The 13,471-nt window shown below is 62.0% G+C and carries 14 protein-coding genes; 10 read left to right on the top strand and 4 right to left on the bottom strand.

Features of this window, described 5'->3' with window-relative positions:
- Positions 1 to 122 precede the first annotated feature (122 nt).
- From M5G18_RS19135 to M5G18_RS19120, 4 genes are all read left to right on the top strand, one after another.
- Positions 123 to 1,202: a serine hydrolase domain-containing protein gene (locus M5G18_RS19135; protein WP_273896488.1), complete on the top strand. Its 1,080-nt coding sequence runs from the start codon at positions 123 to 125 to the stop codon at positions 1,200 to 1,202.
- Positions 1,199 to 1,504 (top strand): amidase, encoded by a 306-nt coding sequence (locus M5G18_RS19130; RefSeq protein WP_273896489.1) that lies wholly within the window; start codon positions 1,199 to 1,201, stop codon positions 1,502 to 1,504. Before M5G18_RS19135 ends, M5G18_RS19130 begins: the two co-directional genes overlap by 4 nt.
- Before the next feature lie 119 nt (positions 1,505 to 1,623).
- Complete coding sequence (locus M5G18_RS19125) at positions 1,624 to 2,214, top strand: YceI family protein (protein ID WP_085605441.1); 591 nt, start codon at positions 1,624 to 1,626, stop codon at positions 2,212 to 2,214.
- Position 2,215: 1 nt separating this feature from the next.
- The gene (locus tag M5G18_RS19120) at positions 2,216 to 3,373 is read left to right on the top strand and encodes a phospholipase D-like domain-containing protein (protein ID WP_007957893.1); all 1,158 of its coding nucleotides are present in this window, start codon (positions 2,216 to 2,218) and stop codon (positions 3,371 to 3,373) included.
- A 139-nt stretch (positions 3,374 to 3,512) separates the two neighbouring features.
- Here the strand turns inward: M5G18_RS19120 and bglX are convergent, their stop codons facing one another.
- On the bottom strand, positions 3,513 to 5,804 hold the full coding sequence (gene bglX / locus M5G18_RS19115) for a beta-glucosidase BglX (protein ID WP_273896490.1): 2,292 nt from the start codon (positions 5,802 to 5,804) through the stop codon (positions 3,513 to 3,515).
- A gap of 259 nt (positions 5,805 to 6,063) precedes the next feature.
- On the opposite strand from bglX, the gene M5G18_RS19110 reads away from it, so the two are divergent.
- From M5G18_RS19110 to M5G18_RS19095, 4 genes are all read left to right on the top strand, one after another.
- On the top strand, positions 6,064 to 6,672 hold the full coding sequence (locus M5G18_RS19110; RefSeq protein ID WP_007957897.1) for a LemA family protein: 609 nt from the start codon (positions 6,064 to 6,066) through the stop codon (positions 6,670 to 6,672).
- Between the two features lie 13 nt (positions 6,673 to 6,685).
- The gene (locus M5G18_RS19105) at positions 6,686 to 7,438 is read left to right on the top strand and encodes a TPM domain-containing protein (protein WP_007957900.1); all 753 of its coding nucleotides are present in this window, start codon (positions 6,686 to 6,688) and stop codon (positions 7,436 to 7,438) included.
- Between the two features lie 28 nt (positions 7,439 to 7,466).
- The gene (locus M5G18_RS19100; protein ID WP_085605448.1) at positions 7,467 to 8,084 is read left to right on the top strand and encodes a TPM domain-containing protein; all 618 of its coding nucleotides are present in this window, start codon (positions 7,467 to 7,469) and stop codon (positions 8,082 to 8,084) included.
- Between the two features lie 310 nt (positions 8,085 to 8,394).
- On the top strand, positions 8,395 to 9,627 hold the full coding sequence (locus M5G18_RS19095; protein ID WP_273896491.1) for a class I SAM-dependent methyltransferase: 1,233 nt from the start codon (positions 8,395 to 8,397) through the stop codon (positions 9,625 to 9,627).
- Here M5G18_RS19095 and M5G18_RS19090 read toward each other — a convergent pair.
- Complete coding sequence (locus M5G18_RS19090; RefSeq protein WP_273926166.1) at positions 9,617 to 10,531, bottom strand: DMT family transporter; 915 nt, start codon at positions 10,529 to 10,531, stop codon at positions 9,617 to 9,619. The two genes, M5G18_RS19095 and M5G18_RS19090, sit on opposite strands and share 11 nt — an antisense overlap.
- Before the next feature lie 168 nt (positions 10,532 to 10,699).
- On the opposite strand from M5G18_RS19090, the gene M5G18_RS19085 reads away from it, so the two are divergent.
- Positions 10,700 to 11,281: a DJ-1/PfpI family protein gene (locus M5G18_RS19085; protein ID WP_273896492.1), complete on the top strand. Its 582-nt coding sequence runs from the start codon at positions 10,700 to 10,702 to the stop codon at positions 11,279 to 11,281.
- A 22-nt stretch (positions 11,282 to 11,303) separates the two neighbouring features.
- Positions 11,304 to 11,648: a YegP family protein gene (locus M5G18_RS19080; RefSeq protein WP_273896493.1), complete on the top strand. Its 345-nt coding sequence runs from the start codon at positions 11,304 to 11,306 to the stop codon at positions 11,646 to 11,648.
- Positions 11,649 to 11,721: 73 nt separating this feature from the next.
- On the opposite strand, the gene M5G18_RS19075 is transcribed toward M5G18_RS19080, so the two are convergent.
- On the bottom strand, positions 11,722 to 12,603 hold the full coding sequence (locus tag M5G18_RS19075) for a dihydrodipicolinate synthase family protein (RefSeq protein WP_273896494.1): 882 nt from the start codon (positions 12,601 to 12,603) through the stop codon (positions 11,722 to 11,724).
- Positions 12,604 to 12,629: 26 nt separating this feature from the next.
- Entirely contained in the window at positions 12,630 to 13,412 is a 783-nt protein-coding gene (locus tag M5G18_RS19070; RefSeq protein WP_007957912.1) for an aldolase, read from the bottom strand.
- Positions 13,413 to 13,471 lie beyond the last annotated feature (59 nt).

Here is a 13,471-nt window from a genome sequence, read left to right as displayed (position 1 = left end):
TACATACCACGGACCCTGTGGGAGCTGGCTTGCCAGCGATGGCGATCTCATGGGCAGCCAAAATCTCAAATTTGTCATCAATCCTGACTACCCTCAGCAGGTTCTCCCCAAGAGCCCTCACCATGTTCAAAGGCCTGTCCCTGTTTCTGCTGCTGATCAGCTTCACGGTTCAGGCCGAGCAATGGCCGGGCGAACAATGGCCGACGGGCCCGAAACTCACCGGCCCGGCCGTCGAGGCATTGGAGGCCTACGCCTTCCCGATCCGCGATGACACCACCCGCAAAGGCATCCGCACCGACGCCTTGCTGGTGATCCGCGACGGCCAGCTCATCTACGAACGCTACGCCGCCGCGACCAGCGCCGACACCCCGCACCTGACCTGGTCGATCAGCAAAAGCCTGATGGCCACGGTGCTCGGCGTGGCGTACGGCGAAGGCCTGTTCAAGCTCGATGACCCGGCGGCAACGTTCTACCCGGCGCTGGAAAAACACCCGGCCATCACGATCCAGGATCTGCTGCACTGGGCCTCGGGCATCGACTGGCAGGAAGACTACGAATACGCCCCGCTGAAATCCTCGGTGGTGGCGATGCTCTACACCCGTGGCCACCGCGACATGGCCGCCTTCACCGCCGATCACGACAGCTACGCGCCAGCGGGGCAGGCGTTCCGTTATTCCAGCGGCGACAGCAATCTGTTGGCCGCCGCATTGAAAACCATCGTCGGCCCGCAGCGTTATCCGAACTATCCGTGGACAGCGCTTTTCGATCCCTTGGGCATCCGCCATGCCACCTGGGAAACCGACGCGACGGGCACCTTCGTAGCCTCTTCCTACGCCTATATGACGGCCCGGGATCTGGCGCGAATCGGTCTGCTGATGGAACGGGACGGACGCTGGAACGACCGGCAGTTGTTGCCCAAGGATTGGGTCGCCTTCAATCGACAACCCTTCGCCGGCTACAAGGCCCATCAGGACGAAGCCGTGCCCGGCGGCCAGTGGTGGCTCAATCGCCCGGCGGATGGAGCGCCTTCGCCGTGGCCCGACGCACCGCCCGACACCTTCGCCGCCCTCGGCCACTGGGGCCAGGCGCTGTACGTGATCCCGAGCGAAAAACTGGTGATCGTGCGCTACGCCGATGACCGCGACGGCAGCTATCGCCACAACGAATTGCTCAAGCGCGTGCTCGGGGCGGTGCGGCCATGAAGCTGCTCAGACGAATCCTGCTGGTGCTGTTGGTCCTGCTGCTGGGCTGGGGTTGGCTCGAGCGCGAAAACCTGTGGGCCTTCCCCGACATCATCAGCGCCTACACTGCCAAGGAATATTGCTCGTGCCGTTACGTGATGAGCAACGACGCTGAATATTGCCGGGGTTACGTGAAACAGTGGTTGCCGACCAGCCATTTCAGCGATGACCCTGCCAGCAAGACCATCACTGTCAGCGGCATGGGCCGCCGCAACAGTGCGCACTGGATGGGCCAACGCCAGGGCTGTCGCCTGCAGCCGTGATCTGCGGCGAGGAGGCAAGCGCCCTCGCCACAGGAGTGTGCATTGCAGGAACTGCCAGTTTGCAATGTGGCTCAGGCCAGTTAAGGTTCGTGCAGGTTTATCGGCCCCACGAGTCTTCAATGTTCAACCGTTCTCTGTGCAACGCCTTCGCCGGCCTGCTGCTGGGCGCCGCTGCGCTGCCGGCCCAGGCCAACTGGTATCTGGACGGCGAGTCGTCGCGGCTGTCGTTCGTCAGCACGAAAAACGCCAACGTGTCCGAAGTGCAGCGCTTTCTGGTGCTGCACGGCAAGGTCGATCCCGATGGCCGCGCCGTGGTCGAAGTCGAGCTGGACTCGATCAACAGCGGCATCCCGCTGCGCGACGAGCGCATGCGCAAGGAACTGTTCCAGATCGAGCAATTCCCCGAAGCGACCATCACCACCCAGATCGACCTGCGCCCGATCAACGATCTGGCCCCCGGCGCGCAGCTTGAATTGCGCCTTCCGCTGACCGTCAATCTGCACGGCAAACAGCACGAATACCCCGCCGAACTGCTCGCCACGCGCCTCGATGACCGGCGCTTTCAAGTGGTGACCCTGGAGCCGCTGGTGATCAGCGCCGAGGATTTCGATCTGCTGCCGGGCCTGGAAAGCCTGCGCAACATGGCCGGCCTGTCGGCCATCAGTCTGTCGGTGCCGGTGGGTGCGGTGCTGATCTTCACGGCGCGCTGACATGCGCGGCGCGGTGTTTCCGTGGCGTGATGGCAACCGCTTCGAGCTGTTGATCGACGGCCCGCAATTCTTCCCGCGAATGCTCGACGAGATTGCCCGCGCCCGCGAGCAGATCGAACTGGAGCTGTATCTGGTGGAGGCCGGCGCCTGTGCCGAAACCATCGTGCAGGCGCTGGTGCTGGCGGCGGAACGGGGCGTGCGGGTGCGTTGCCTGTTCGACGATTACGGCAGCCTCGCCTTCACCCTAACGCTGCGCCGGCGGCTGACCGGTGCCGGAGTCGAGCTGCGTTTTTACAATCGGCTGAACTGGCGGCGCTGGGTCGGCAATTTCTATCGCGATCATCGCAAGCTGTTGCTGGTCGACCAGCGTCTGGCAGTGGTCGGTGGCACCGGGGTCACCGACGAATTCTGGACGCCGGGCCACGACACCAGCGAATGGCACGAGGTCATGGTGGAAATCACCGGCCCGCTGGTGCTCGACTGGCAGTTGCTGTTCGACCGTCAATGGATCGCCAACCGCCATCGCCGGGCCTGGCGGCCCAACGCGCATTTCGGCCTGCCAAGGCTGCCCCGCGTGCCGGACACGGGCGAGGGCATGGGCCGCGTGGCTTACGCCGACGCCCGCCAGCACCGGGACATTCTGCAATCGTTGTTCCGCGCGCTGAACAGCGGCCAAAAACGGATCTGGCTGGCGACGCCGTACTTCCTGCCGACCTGGAAAATCCGCCGCTCCCTGCGCAAGGCCGCCGCCCGTGGCCTCGACGTGCGCCTGCTGCTGACCGGGCCGCGCACCGATCACCCGTCAGTGCGTTACGCCGGGCATCGCTACTACCCGCGCCTGCTCAAGGCCGGGGTGAAAATCTACGAATATCAGCCGTGTTTCCTGCACCTGAAAATGGTGCTGGTGGACGATTGGGTGAGCATCGGTTCGTGCAATTTCGATCACTGGAATCTGCGCTTCAATCTTGAGGCGAATCTGGAAGCGCTGGATCCGTCATTGACGGCAGCGGTGGCGGCGAGTTTCGAGAAGGACTTCGGCCTGAGTCAGCAGGTGAGTCTGGAGGAATGGCAGCGCCGGCCGCTGTGGCGGCGGGTGAAGCAGCGGATCTGGGGCTGGGTGGATCGGGTGGTGGTCAATCTGCTCGACAGACGCGGCTAAGCGCAGTTTTCAGATTTGTAGCAGAACCTGTGGGAGCTGGCTTGCCAGCGATGAGGCCGGCAAATTCAACATTATAGTTGACTGTCCGACCGCTATCGCTGGCAAGCCAGCTCCCACAGGTTTTGTGGCGTTTGGCTAATTACAGCAACTCAAAGCTCTGCTGCGTCACGTCCTGGGAATCCAGGCCGATCTGCACGTTGAACTTGCCAGGCTCGGCCGCGTACTTGAGCTGGGCGTTGTAGAACTTCAGGTCATCTTCGGTGATGGTGAAGTGCACGACCTTCTGCTCGCCGGCCTTAAGCATGATTTTCTGGAAGTTCTTCAGTTCCTTGACCGGACGGATCATCGAACCGGTGACGTCCTGGATGTACAGCTGCACCACGGTTTCGCCGTCACGCTTTCCGGTGTTCTTGACCATGACGCTGGCGTCGAGCTTGCCGGTGGCGTTCAGGGTGGTCGAGGACAGCGCCATGTCAGTCAGACTGAAGTTGGTGTAGCTCAGGCCGTAACCGAACGGGAACAGGGGACCTGTGGTGTCATCGAAATACTGCGAGGTGTAGTTGCCCGGTTTGCCCGGCGTGAACGGCCGGCCAATGCTCAGGTGGTTGTAGTAGGTCGGGATCTGGCCCACGGAACGCGGGAAGGTCACCGGCAGTTTGCCCGACGGGTTGTAGTCGCCGAACAGCACGTCGGCGATGGCGTTGCCGCCCTCGGTGCCGCTGAACCAGGTTTCCAGAATCGCGTCGGCCTGTTCTTTCTCTTCGAGGATGGTCAGCGGACGGCCGTTCATCAGCACCAGCACCAATGGCTTGCCGGTGGCTTTCAGGGCACGGATCAGCTCGCGCTGGTTTTCCGGGATGTTCAGGTCGGTGCGGCTCGACGATTCGTGGGACATGCCACGGGACTCGCCCACGGCTGCAACCACAATGTCGGCGTCCTTGGCGGCTTTTACCGCTTCGTCGATCAGCACGTTGGCGGGACGCGGGTCATCGACCACTTCCGGCGCATCGAAGTTGAGGAAGTTCAGGTAGTCGAGAACCTTCTTGTCGCTGGTGATGTTGGCGCCACGGGCGTAGATCAGGTTCGCCTTGTCGCCGATCACATTGCTCATGCCGTCGAACAGCGTCACCGATTGCGCCGGACGACCGGCGGCAGCCCAACTGCCCATCATGTCGATCGGGGCTTTGGCCAGCGGGCCGACCAGCGCGACTTTGGCGGTTTTCTTCAGCGGCAGGGTTTCGTTCTGGTTCTTCAGCAGCACCAGACTGCGACGCGCCACTTCACGGGCGTCGGCGCGGTGCAGGCGGCTGTCGGCGTAGGTGTCGGCCGGATCGTCTTCGGCCTTGCCGATACGCAGGTACGGGTCCTTGAACAGGCCCATGTCGTACTTGGCCGCGAGGACTTCACGTACGGCGTTGTCGATGTCTTTCTGTTCGATCTCGCCGGACTTGAGCAGCCCCGGCAGCTCTTTGCCGTACAGGGTGTCGTTCATGCTCATGTCGATGCCGGCCTTGATCGCCAGCTTCGCCGCTTCACGACCGTCGCGGGCCACGCCGTGCTTGATCAGCTCGAAGATCGCGCCGTGGTCGCTGACCGCCAGGCCCTTGAAGCCCCAGTCCTTGCGCAGCAGGTCGTTCATCAGCCAGGTATTGGCGGTGGCCGGGATGCCGTTGATCGAGTTCAACGCCACCATCACGCCGCCGGCACCGGCATCAATCGCAGCGCGGTACGGTGGCAGATAGTCCTGGTACATCTTCACCGGGCTCATGTCGACGGTGTTGTAGTCGCGACCGCCCTCGACCGCGCCGTACAGGGCGAAGTGCTTGACGCTGGCCATGATGCTGTCGGCCGCGCTCGGGGTCTCGCCCTGATAGGCCTTGACCATGACTTTGGCGATGCGCGAGGTCAGGTAGGTGTCTTCACCGAAACCTTCGGAGCTGCGGCCCCAGCGCGGGTCGCGGGAGATATCGACCATCGGCGCGAAGGTGATGTCGAGGCTGTCGGCGGCAGCTTCCTTGGCGGCAACGCGCCCGGACTGGCCGATGGCGTCCATGTCCCAGCTCGATGCCAGGGCCAGCGGAATCGGGAAAATCGTACGGTGACCGTGGATCACGTCGTACGCGAAAAACATCGGGATCTTCAGGCGGCTGCGCATGGCAGCGTCCTGCATCGGACGGTTTTCCGGGCGGGTGATCGAGTTGAACGTGCCGCCGATGTTGCCGGCGGCGATCTCTTTGCGGATCAGCTCGCGGGGCATTTCCGGGCCGATGCTGATCAGGCGCAACTGGCCGATCTTTTCGTCGAGGGTCATTTGCTTCATCAGGTTGCTGATGAACGCGTCCTTGTTTTCCAGGGGTACCGGGGTCGTGGCGGCCAGTACTTGATGACTGGCCAGGCTGACGAACAGGCCCAGCAAACACAGCTTCTTCATGAATAGTTTTCTCAAGGGCGCAAACGGCGTTACAACGCCGGCCAGCCAAAATTTAGGGAGCGACTATTGTTGTTCGGGTGTTGACGCAAAAAACGACGCCGAATAAACGCTGCCGGATTGAGCAGCGTGATCGCGCAGGGCCTCTTTTTAGCCCATCGGCCCGCCGCAATCCAGTGGCGCGGGCGATTATGCCCCAAGAGCCGACCGAGAAGGTTTCGCGCTCGAATTTTCATGAAATGTGCAAGGGAGCACCCGTCCGATGAATGTCAGTCCTGTCTACCGCTCGCGTTTGCAGGTCGCCACCTTGCTGGTGCTGGCCACGTTGTTGACCGCTTGCGGCATCAACAACATTCCGACCCTCGACGAACAGGCCAAGGCCGCCTGGGGCCAGGTGCAGAACCAGTACCAGCGGCGCGCCGACCTGATCCCCAATCTGGTGGAAACCGTGAAGGGCTATGCCAAGCATGAAGAGGAAACTCTGACGGCGGTTATCGAGGCCCGGGCCAAGGCGACGTCGATCCAGGTCGATGCCAGCACCCTCGACAACCCGGAAAAGCTCAAGCAGTTCCAGCAGGCCCAGGATCAACTGACCGGCGCCTTGAGCCGGTTGATGGTGGTGTCCGAACGCTATCCGGACCTCAAGGCCAACCAGAACTTCCTCGCCCTGCAATCGCAACTTGAGGGCACGGAAAACCGCATCGCCGTGGCCCGCCGGGATTTCATTCTGGCGGTGCAGAAATACAACACCGAGATCCGCACCTTTCCCGGTCGCCTGTGGCACAGCGTGATGTACAGCGACCTGCCGATCCGCGAGACCTTCGAAGCCACCAGCCCCGGCGCGGACAAGGCCCCGGAAGTGAAGTTCTGAGCCGGGGATGCCCATGCGTGTGTTGAAGATGGGCCTGGTGCTGATGCTGTGGCTGTTCGCCGTCAGCGCCCGGGCCGAGTTGACCTTTCCGGCGCTGACCGGGCGGGTGGTGGACGACGCGCAGATGATCGAACCGTCAGTGCGCGCGCAACTGAGCCAGCAATTGCAGGCCCACGAACAGGCGACCGGCGAGCAACTGGTGGTGGTGACGTTGCCGAACCTGCAAGGCGCCACCATCGAGGACTACGGCGTCGAACTCGGCCGGCACTGGGGTATCGGCCAGAAGGACAAGAACAACGGTGCGCTGTTGATCGTCGCCCGGGACGAGCGCAAATTGCGCATCGAGGTCGGTTACGGGCTGGAGGATCGCCTGACCGATGCGCAGAGTTCGGTGATCATCCATCAGGTGATCACGCCGTCGTTCAAGGCCGGTAATTTCAGTAAGGGCATCAGCGACGGCGTGGCGGCGATGCTGGTGGTGCTGGGCGGCAATCCGCTGGACGAACCGTCCACGGTGTATGAATCGGCTGGCGATCCCGCCGATGATTTCGTCTCGCGGCACCCGGCGTTGTTCGTATTTCTGGTGATGTTGTTCATCCTGACTGTTTTTGTCTGCCAGATGCTCGGTATCCTTCCCGCCGGCCGGGGCGGCTCCGGAGGAGGGGGCGGCTTTGGTGGCGGTGGTTTTGGCGGCGGCGGTGGAGGCGGGGGCTTCAGCGGCGGCGGTGGCAGTTTCGGTGGGGGCGGGTCCTCCGGCGGCTGGTGATAACAATAATGAGCAGGCACTTCACGACATGGCATTACTGACTGAACACGAACAACGCAAGGTCGCCGAGGCTATCGCCCGGGTCGAGCGCGACACCGACGCCGAACTGGTGACGGTGCTCGCGGCCCGCGCCGACGACTACGCCTACATCCCGCTGCTGTGGGCCAGCCTGCTGGCACTGGTGGTGCCGGGGATCGTGCATTACCTGACCGGCTGGCTGACGATGCACAGCCTGTTGCTGGTGCAGTGGGTCAGTTTTGTCGTGCTGTGCCTGGTGTTTCGCCTGCCAAAGGTCACTACCCATCTGATCCCGCGCCACGTCCGCCACTGGCGCGCCTCGAACCTGGCGCGGCGGCAGTTTCTCGAACAGAACCTGCATCACACGGTGGGCAGCACCGGCATGCTGATTTTTGTCTGCGAGGCGGAGCGGTATGTGGAGATTCTGGTGGATGAAGGGATTTCCAAAAAGCTGGATAACAAGAGCTGGGATTCGATTGTCGCGGCGTTTACCGAGCAGGTACGGCAGGGGCAGACGTTGCAGGGGTTTGTCACTTGTATCGAGGCGTGCGGCGAGTTGCTCAAGGTGCATGTGCCGGTGACGCAGGTGAGGAATGAGTTGCCGAATCGGTTGGTGGTGTTGGGGTAGCTTTGATTTTTGCGTTCAGCTTGAAAGTCACCCCTCACCCCAGCCCTCTCCCAGGGGGAGAGGGAGCCGATTGGGGGATATTGAGGAGATACACCGACTTGAACGATTGGCTTTGAATCCATAATCGACTCGATATTTCAGGTCGATGGATAGCGAAAGACATCTCGGTCGGCTCCCTCTCCCCCCGGGAGAGGGCTGGGGTGAGGGCCGCTTTTAAAAGCCGTTCGGTAAATAAGAGCGTGTCCCCAACCCCCATCCCCCCTAAACTAGTGGCCATTCCCGTTTTGCCCGTCCGAGGCCGCTTTTTCCCATGTCCGTTACCGCTCCCACCGCATCTGCCAAACCGGCGCCCGATCACCACGCCCGGTTCATCGAGCTGCTGCAAACCAGCCTCGAACAGAACGGCTTCATCAAACTGGTGCTGGCCAAGTACGTCGGCGAAGAAGCGGACCTGCAGCGGATCATCATCAAACCGGTGACGGTCAAGGCGCAGCCGTGCCTGTCGTTCGTGTATCGCTACAAGACCCGCGACATCACCAAGAACCTGCCGCTGGACGAAGCGGTAGCGACGATTGCCGGGCTGCTGCCGGCGGCGTTCAAAAATGCGCATTTGCTGGCTCTGACCGACGAAGCCCAGCTCGAATACAGCAAAAAGGGCAAGAGCTCGCTGTTCATGAGCAAACCCCAGCAATTGCGCGAAGTGCCATCCGCCGAGCACAACCGCGAGAAAAACCGCTTCCTCGATCTGAACCGGCCGTTCCTCAAGGACCTGGGCGTGACCAACGCGCAACACGAGCTGATTCCGGCGATGTCGCGCAAGTGGAAGCAGATCAACAAGTTCATCGAAGTCTTCAGCCACGCGCTGACCTCGTCGCCGCTGGCCCTGGATAAACCGGTGCGGGTGGCGGATTTCGGTTCGGGCAAGGGTTATCTGACGTTCGCCATCCATGACTATCTGCGCAACACGTTGAAGGCCGAGGGCGAAGTCACCGGTGTCGAACTGCGCGAAGAAATGGTCAACCTGTGCAACACCGCCGCCGCGAAGCTGGAACATCCGGGGCTGGTGTTCAAATGCGGTGATGTGCGCAGCGTCGCGCCGAGCGAGCTGGACGTGATGATCGCCCTGCATGCCTGCGACATCGCCACCGACTACGCGATCCACACCGGCATCCGCTCCGGCGCCGCGATCATCATGTGCTCGCCGTGCTGCCACAAACAGATCCGCTTGCAGATCCAGAGCCCGGCGCTGCTCAAGCCGATGCTGCAATACGGTCTGCATCTGGGCCAGCAGGCGGAAATGGTCACCGACAGCTTGCGTGCGCTGTTCCTTGAAGCCTGCGGTTACGAGACCAAGGTGTTCGAGTTCATCTCTCTGGACCACACCAACAAGAACAAGATGATCCTCGCCGTGAAGCGCGCCGAGCCGGTGGACCCGACTCAGCTGCTGGTGAAAATCCAGGAATTGAAAGCGTTCTACCAGATCAGCGAGCACTGCCTCGAAACCCTGCTGCTCGCCGACGGCTTGCTGAAGCTCAAGGCTTGAGCTGACCCCCCGCCGGTAACGTGCCCGGTTGAGCCGGGCGCACCGCGGTCTTGCGCCCGAGCATCACCGTCGCGATCACCCCGCAGGCGAACAGCCAGGTGATCGGCTCCACGTGTTCCCCAAAGAACAGCGCGGAAAACGCGATGGTGAAGAAGATTTGCAGCAACTGGATCTGACTGACCCGGGCGATGCCACCCATGGCCAGCCCGGCGTACCAGGCGAAGAACCCCAGAAACTGCGAAAACAGCGCGACGTAACCGAAGGCCCACCAGGTTTTCGTCGACACCGCGCCCTGATGCTGGAAAGCCAGATACAGCACCGGGCCGATCAGCAGTGGCGTCGACAACACCAGCGCCCAGCAGATCACCTGCCAGCCGCCCATCTCCCGGGCCAGACGCCCGCCCTCGGCATACCCCAGGCCGCCTACTGCAATCGCACCCAACATCAACAAATCCCCGGCCTGAATGCTGCCGGCGCCGGTGTACAACGCATAACCCAGCACCAGCGCACTGCCCAACGCGGCGCAGGCCCAGAAGGCTTTCGACGGTCTTTCATGGGACAGCCACGCGGCGTACAGCGCCACGCACAGCGGCTGCAAACCGTTGACCAGCGCACCGTGGGACGCCGGCAACGTCTGCATGGCCCACGCCGACAGCACCGGGAAACCGAGAATCACCCCGGCGATCACCAGACTCAGGCCTTTGACTTGCTTCCAGGTCGGCCACTTTTCCCGTCGCCACAACAGCAGCGCCGCTGCCGGAATCGCCGCGAACAACGCGCGGCCCAGGCCATTGAGCAGCGGGTGCAGTTCCTGCACCACGATGCGGGTGAAGGGCAGGGTAAGGCTGAAAATCACCACGCCGAGCAGGCCGAGGGCCATGCCGGTGTTTTCGCGCGAAGACATGAGGGCAACCAGATTCGAGGGTGGCAGGGAGGTGTCTTCATCTAGCCACAAACCACGGCAATCGGGCTGTTACAGCTGGGCGCAGAGTTATCCATACAGTTTGCGACGCCATCGCGATCCTTGGACTACTGTGAATATTCCTGCGCATTCACCAGAGGAGTCCTGTCCATGGCCGCGAAAAAAATTCTGATGCTGGTCGGCGATTACGTCGAAGACTACGAAGTGATGGTGCCGTTCCAGGCCCTGCAAATGGTCGGTCACACCGTCCACGCCGTGTGCCCGGATAAAGCTGCCGGCAAGACCGTGCGCACCGCGATACACGACTTCGAAGGCGATCAAACCTACAGCGAAAAACCCGGTCACCAGTTCGCCCTGAACTTCGACTTCGCCAAGGTCGATGCCAACGATTATGACGCACTGCTGGTGCCCGGCGGTCGTGCGCCGGAATACCTGCGGCTGAATGAAAAAGTCCTGGAACTGGTAAGAGCTTTCGACAAGGCCGGCAAGCCGATTGCCGCCGTCTGTCACGGCGCGCAACTGCTGGCGGCAGCGGGGATTCTCGAAGGCCGCGAGTGCAGCGCGTATCCGGCCTGTGCCCCGGAAGTTCGGCTGGCCGGCGGCACCTACATCGACATCCCGGTCACGGACGGCCATGTCCAGGGCAACCTGGCCACCGCGCCTGCCTGGCCGGCTCACCCGAAATGGCTAGCGGGTTTCCTGGGGTTGCTTGGAACCAAAATCACCCTGTGACACATCGATAAGGAGAAACACCATGTCCGGATGGTATGAGTTGAGCAAAAGCAGCAACGGCCAGTACAAGTTCGTACTGAAAGCGGCGAATGCCGAAACCATTCTGACCAGCGAGCTGTACACCAGCCGCACGGCCGCCGAAAACGGCATCGCCTCGGTGCAGGTCAACAGCCCGCTGGACGAACGCTACGAGAAAAAATCGACGAAGGACGGCCATCCGTACTTCAACCTCAAGGCGGCCAATCACCAGATCATCGGCAGCAGCGAATCCTATTCATCGGACACGGCGTGTGCCAAAGGCATCGCCAGCGTCAAGGCCAACGGGCCGTCCAAGGTGATCAAGGATAAAACCCTGCCGGTGCTTTGAATCCATTTTCAACACAAAACCCCGTGGGACTGGCAGTGCGCCGATCCCACAGGGTTTTTGTCGCGCTTGAAGATCAGCTCAGGCTTTTGAGAATGGCCTGCAACTGATTACACCCGGCTTCGCTCAGCGGGAACACCGGCAAACGCGGATCGCCGACTTCCAGATCGGTCAGTCGCAGACCGGCCTTGATCGTCGCCGGCAAGCCGCCCTTGAGGATGAAATCCAGCAGCGGCAACTGGCGGTAGAACAGCTCCCGCGCCTTGCCGAGATCCCCCGCCAGCGTGGCTTCGTACAAATCCAGATTGAGTTGCGGAATCAGGTTCGGTGCTGCCGTGCACCAGCCTTTGGCCCCGGCGGCGAACGCTTCCAGCGCCAGCGGGTTGCAGCCGTTGTAGAACGGCACCCGGCCCTCGCCGAGCAGTTGCAGCTTGTGCATGCGCTGAATGTCGCCGGTGCTCTCCTTGACCATGGTCACGTTTTCCACGCCGTTGACGATGCGCAGGATCAGTTCCACCGACATGTCGGTGCCGCTGGTGGCCGGGTTGTTGTAGAGCATGATCGGCACGCCGATGTTGTCGCCGATGGCGCGGTAGTGGGCGAGGATTTCCGCTTCGGTGAGCTTCCAGTAGGAGGCTGGCAGCACCATCACCACGTCGGCGCCATGGGCTTCGGCGAAACGGGCGCGGCGTACGGCTTTGGTGGTGGTCAGGTCGGACACGCTGACTACGGTCGGCACGCGTTTGGCGACGTGCTTGATGCTGAACTCTGCGACCTGATCCCACTCCGCATCGCTCAGGTAGGCGCCTTCGCCGGTGCTGCCCAGTGGCGCAATGGCGTGGACGCCGCCGGCGATCAGACGGTCGATGGAGCGGCCGAGGGCCGGCAGGTCAACGCCTTCGCCGTTCGCACCGAACGGGGTGATGGTGTAGCCGATGATGCCGTGAATGTTGGACATGAGAGTGCTCCGCAAGGATGAGGTGTTCAGTTCAGGCAATCGGCGTGCTGACGCAGGTTCTGCCGGGCGTAGTAGTTGAAGGCTGCGGCGTGGCGCTTGGGTTTCGACACCCAGTCATGGGCCTCGCGACCCAGCTCGGGGATGATCGGCTTGATCGTCCCGGCGGCCATTGCCAGCAATTGCAGTTTGGCGGCGCGCTCGATCAGTTGCGCGATGACACAGGCTTCCTCGATGGTCGTCCCGGTCGACAGCTGCCCGTGATGGGAAAGCAGGATCGCCCGTTTGTCGCCCAACGCCCCGGCAATCAACTCGCCTTCTTCGTTGCCCACCGGCACACCCGGCCAACCTTCAAGGAACGCGCAATCGTCGTACAGCGGGCACAGGTCCATGTGGGAAATCTGCAGCGGTACTTCCAGCATCGACAGCGCTGCAATGTGCGTCGGGTGAGTGTGGATGATGCAGTTCACGTCCGGCCGGGCGCGGTACACCCAGCTGTGGAAACGGTTGGCCGGGTTGGCCATGCCGTGGCCTTCGAGCACTTCCAGGTCTTCGTTGACCAGCAGCAGATTGCTCGCGGTGATTTCATCGAAACCCAGGCCCAGTTGCTGAGTGTAGTAAGTGCCCGGCTGCGGGCCACGGGCGGTGATCTGTCCGGCGAGGCCCGAATCGTGGCCGTTCTCGAACAGGATCCGGCAGGTCAGGGCCAGCTTTTGCCGGTCTGTCCACGTATTATCCGCCAGGCTTTTTTGCATCTGGGTCAGCGCTTGCTTGACCAGTTCGTCTTTGGGTAGTGCTAATGTCTTCGCCATATCCGTGTCCTGTGGTGGTTGCCATGGATGACACTTAAGAGGCTATATGACACTTTGTG

The sequence above is a fragment of the Pseudomonas aphyarum genome (assembly GCF_028657055.1).
GTDB lineage: Bacteria > Pseudomonadota > Gammaproteobacteria > Pseudomonadales > Pseudomonadaceae > Aquipseudomonas > Aquipseudomonas aphyarum.
Note: the sequence above shows the minus strand (reverse complement) of the source record. Positions and strands in the feature narration are given on the sequence as shown.

What these genes read in the sequence shown, in the direction of transcription:
- M5G18_RS19135 (WP_273896488.1), top strand. Translation starts at nt 123, where the DNA reads ATGTTCAAAGGCCTGTCCCTGTTTCTGCTGCTGATCAGCTTCACGGTT.
- M5G18_RS19130 (WP_273896489.1), top strand. Translation starts at nt 1,199, where the DNA reads ATGAAGCTGCTCAGACGAATCCTGCTGGTGCTGTTGGTCCTGCTGCTG.
- M5G18_RS19125 (WP_085605441.1), top strand. Translation starts at nt 1,624, where the DNA reads ATGTTCAACCGTTCTCTGTGCAACGCCTTCGCCGGCCTGCTGCTGGGC.
- M5G18_RS19120 (WP_007957893.1), top strand. Translation starts at nt 2,216, where the DNA reads ATGCGCGGCGCGGTGTTTCCGTGGCGTGATGGCAACCGCTTCGAGCTG.
- bglX (WP_273896490.1), bottom strand. Translation starts at nt 5,804, where the DNA reads ATGAAGAAGCTGTGTTTGCTGGGCCTGTTCGTCAGCCTGGCCAGTCAT.
- M5G18_RS19110 (WP_007957897.1), top strand. Translation starts at nt 6,064, where the DNA reads ATGAATGTCAGTCCTGTCTACCGCTCGCGTTTGCAGGTCGCCACCTTG.
- M5G18_RS19105 (WP_007957900.1), top strand. Translation starts at nt 6,686, where the DNA reads ATGCGTGTGTTGAAGATGGGCCTGGTGCTGATGCTGTGGCTGTTCGCC.
- M5G18_RS19100 (WP_085605448.1), top strand. Translation starts at nt 7,467, where the DNA reads ATGGCATTACTGACTGAACACGAACAACGCAAGGTCGCCGAGGCTATC.
- M5G18_RS19095 (WP_273896491.1), top strand. Translation starts at nt 8,395, where the DNA reads ATGTCCGTTACCGCTCCCACCGCATCTGCCAAACCGGCGCCCGATCAC.
- M5G18_RS19090 (WP_273926166.1), bottom strand. Translation starts at nt 10,531, where the DNA reads ATGTCTTCGCGCGAAAACACCGGCATGGCCCTCGGCCTGCTCGGCGTG.
- M5G18_RS19085 (WP_273896492.1), top strand. Translation starts at nt 10,700, where the DNA reads ATGGCCGCGAAAAAAATTCTGATGCTGGTCGGCGATTACGTCGAAGAC.
- M5G18_RS19080 (WP_273896493.1), top strand. Translation starts at nt 11,304, where the DNA reads ATGTCCGGATGGTATGAGTTGAGCAAAAGCAGCAACGGCCAGTACAAG.
- M5G18_RS19075 (WP_273896494.1), bottom strand. Translation starts at nt 12,603, where the DNA reads ATGTCCAACATTCACGGCATCATCGGCTACACCATCACCCCGTTCGGT.
- M5G18_RS19070 (WP_007957912.1), bottom strand. Translation starts at nt 13,412, where the DNA reads ATGGCGAAGACATTAGCACTACCCAAAGACGAACTGGTCAAGCAAGCG.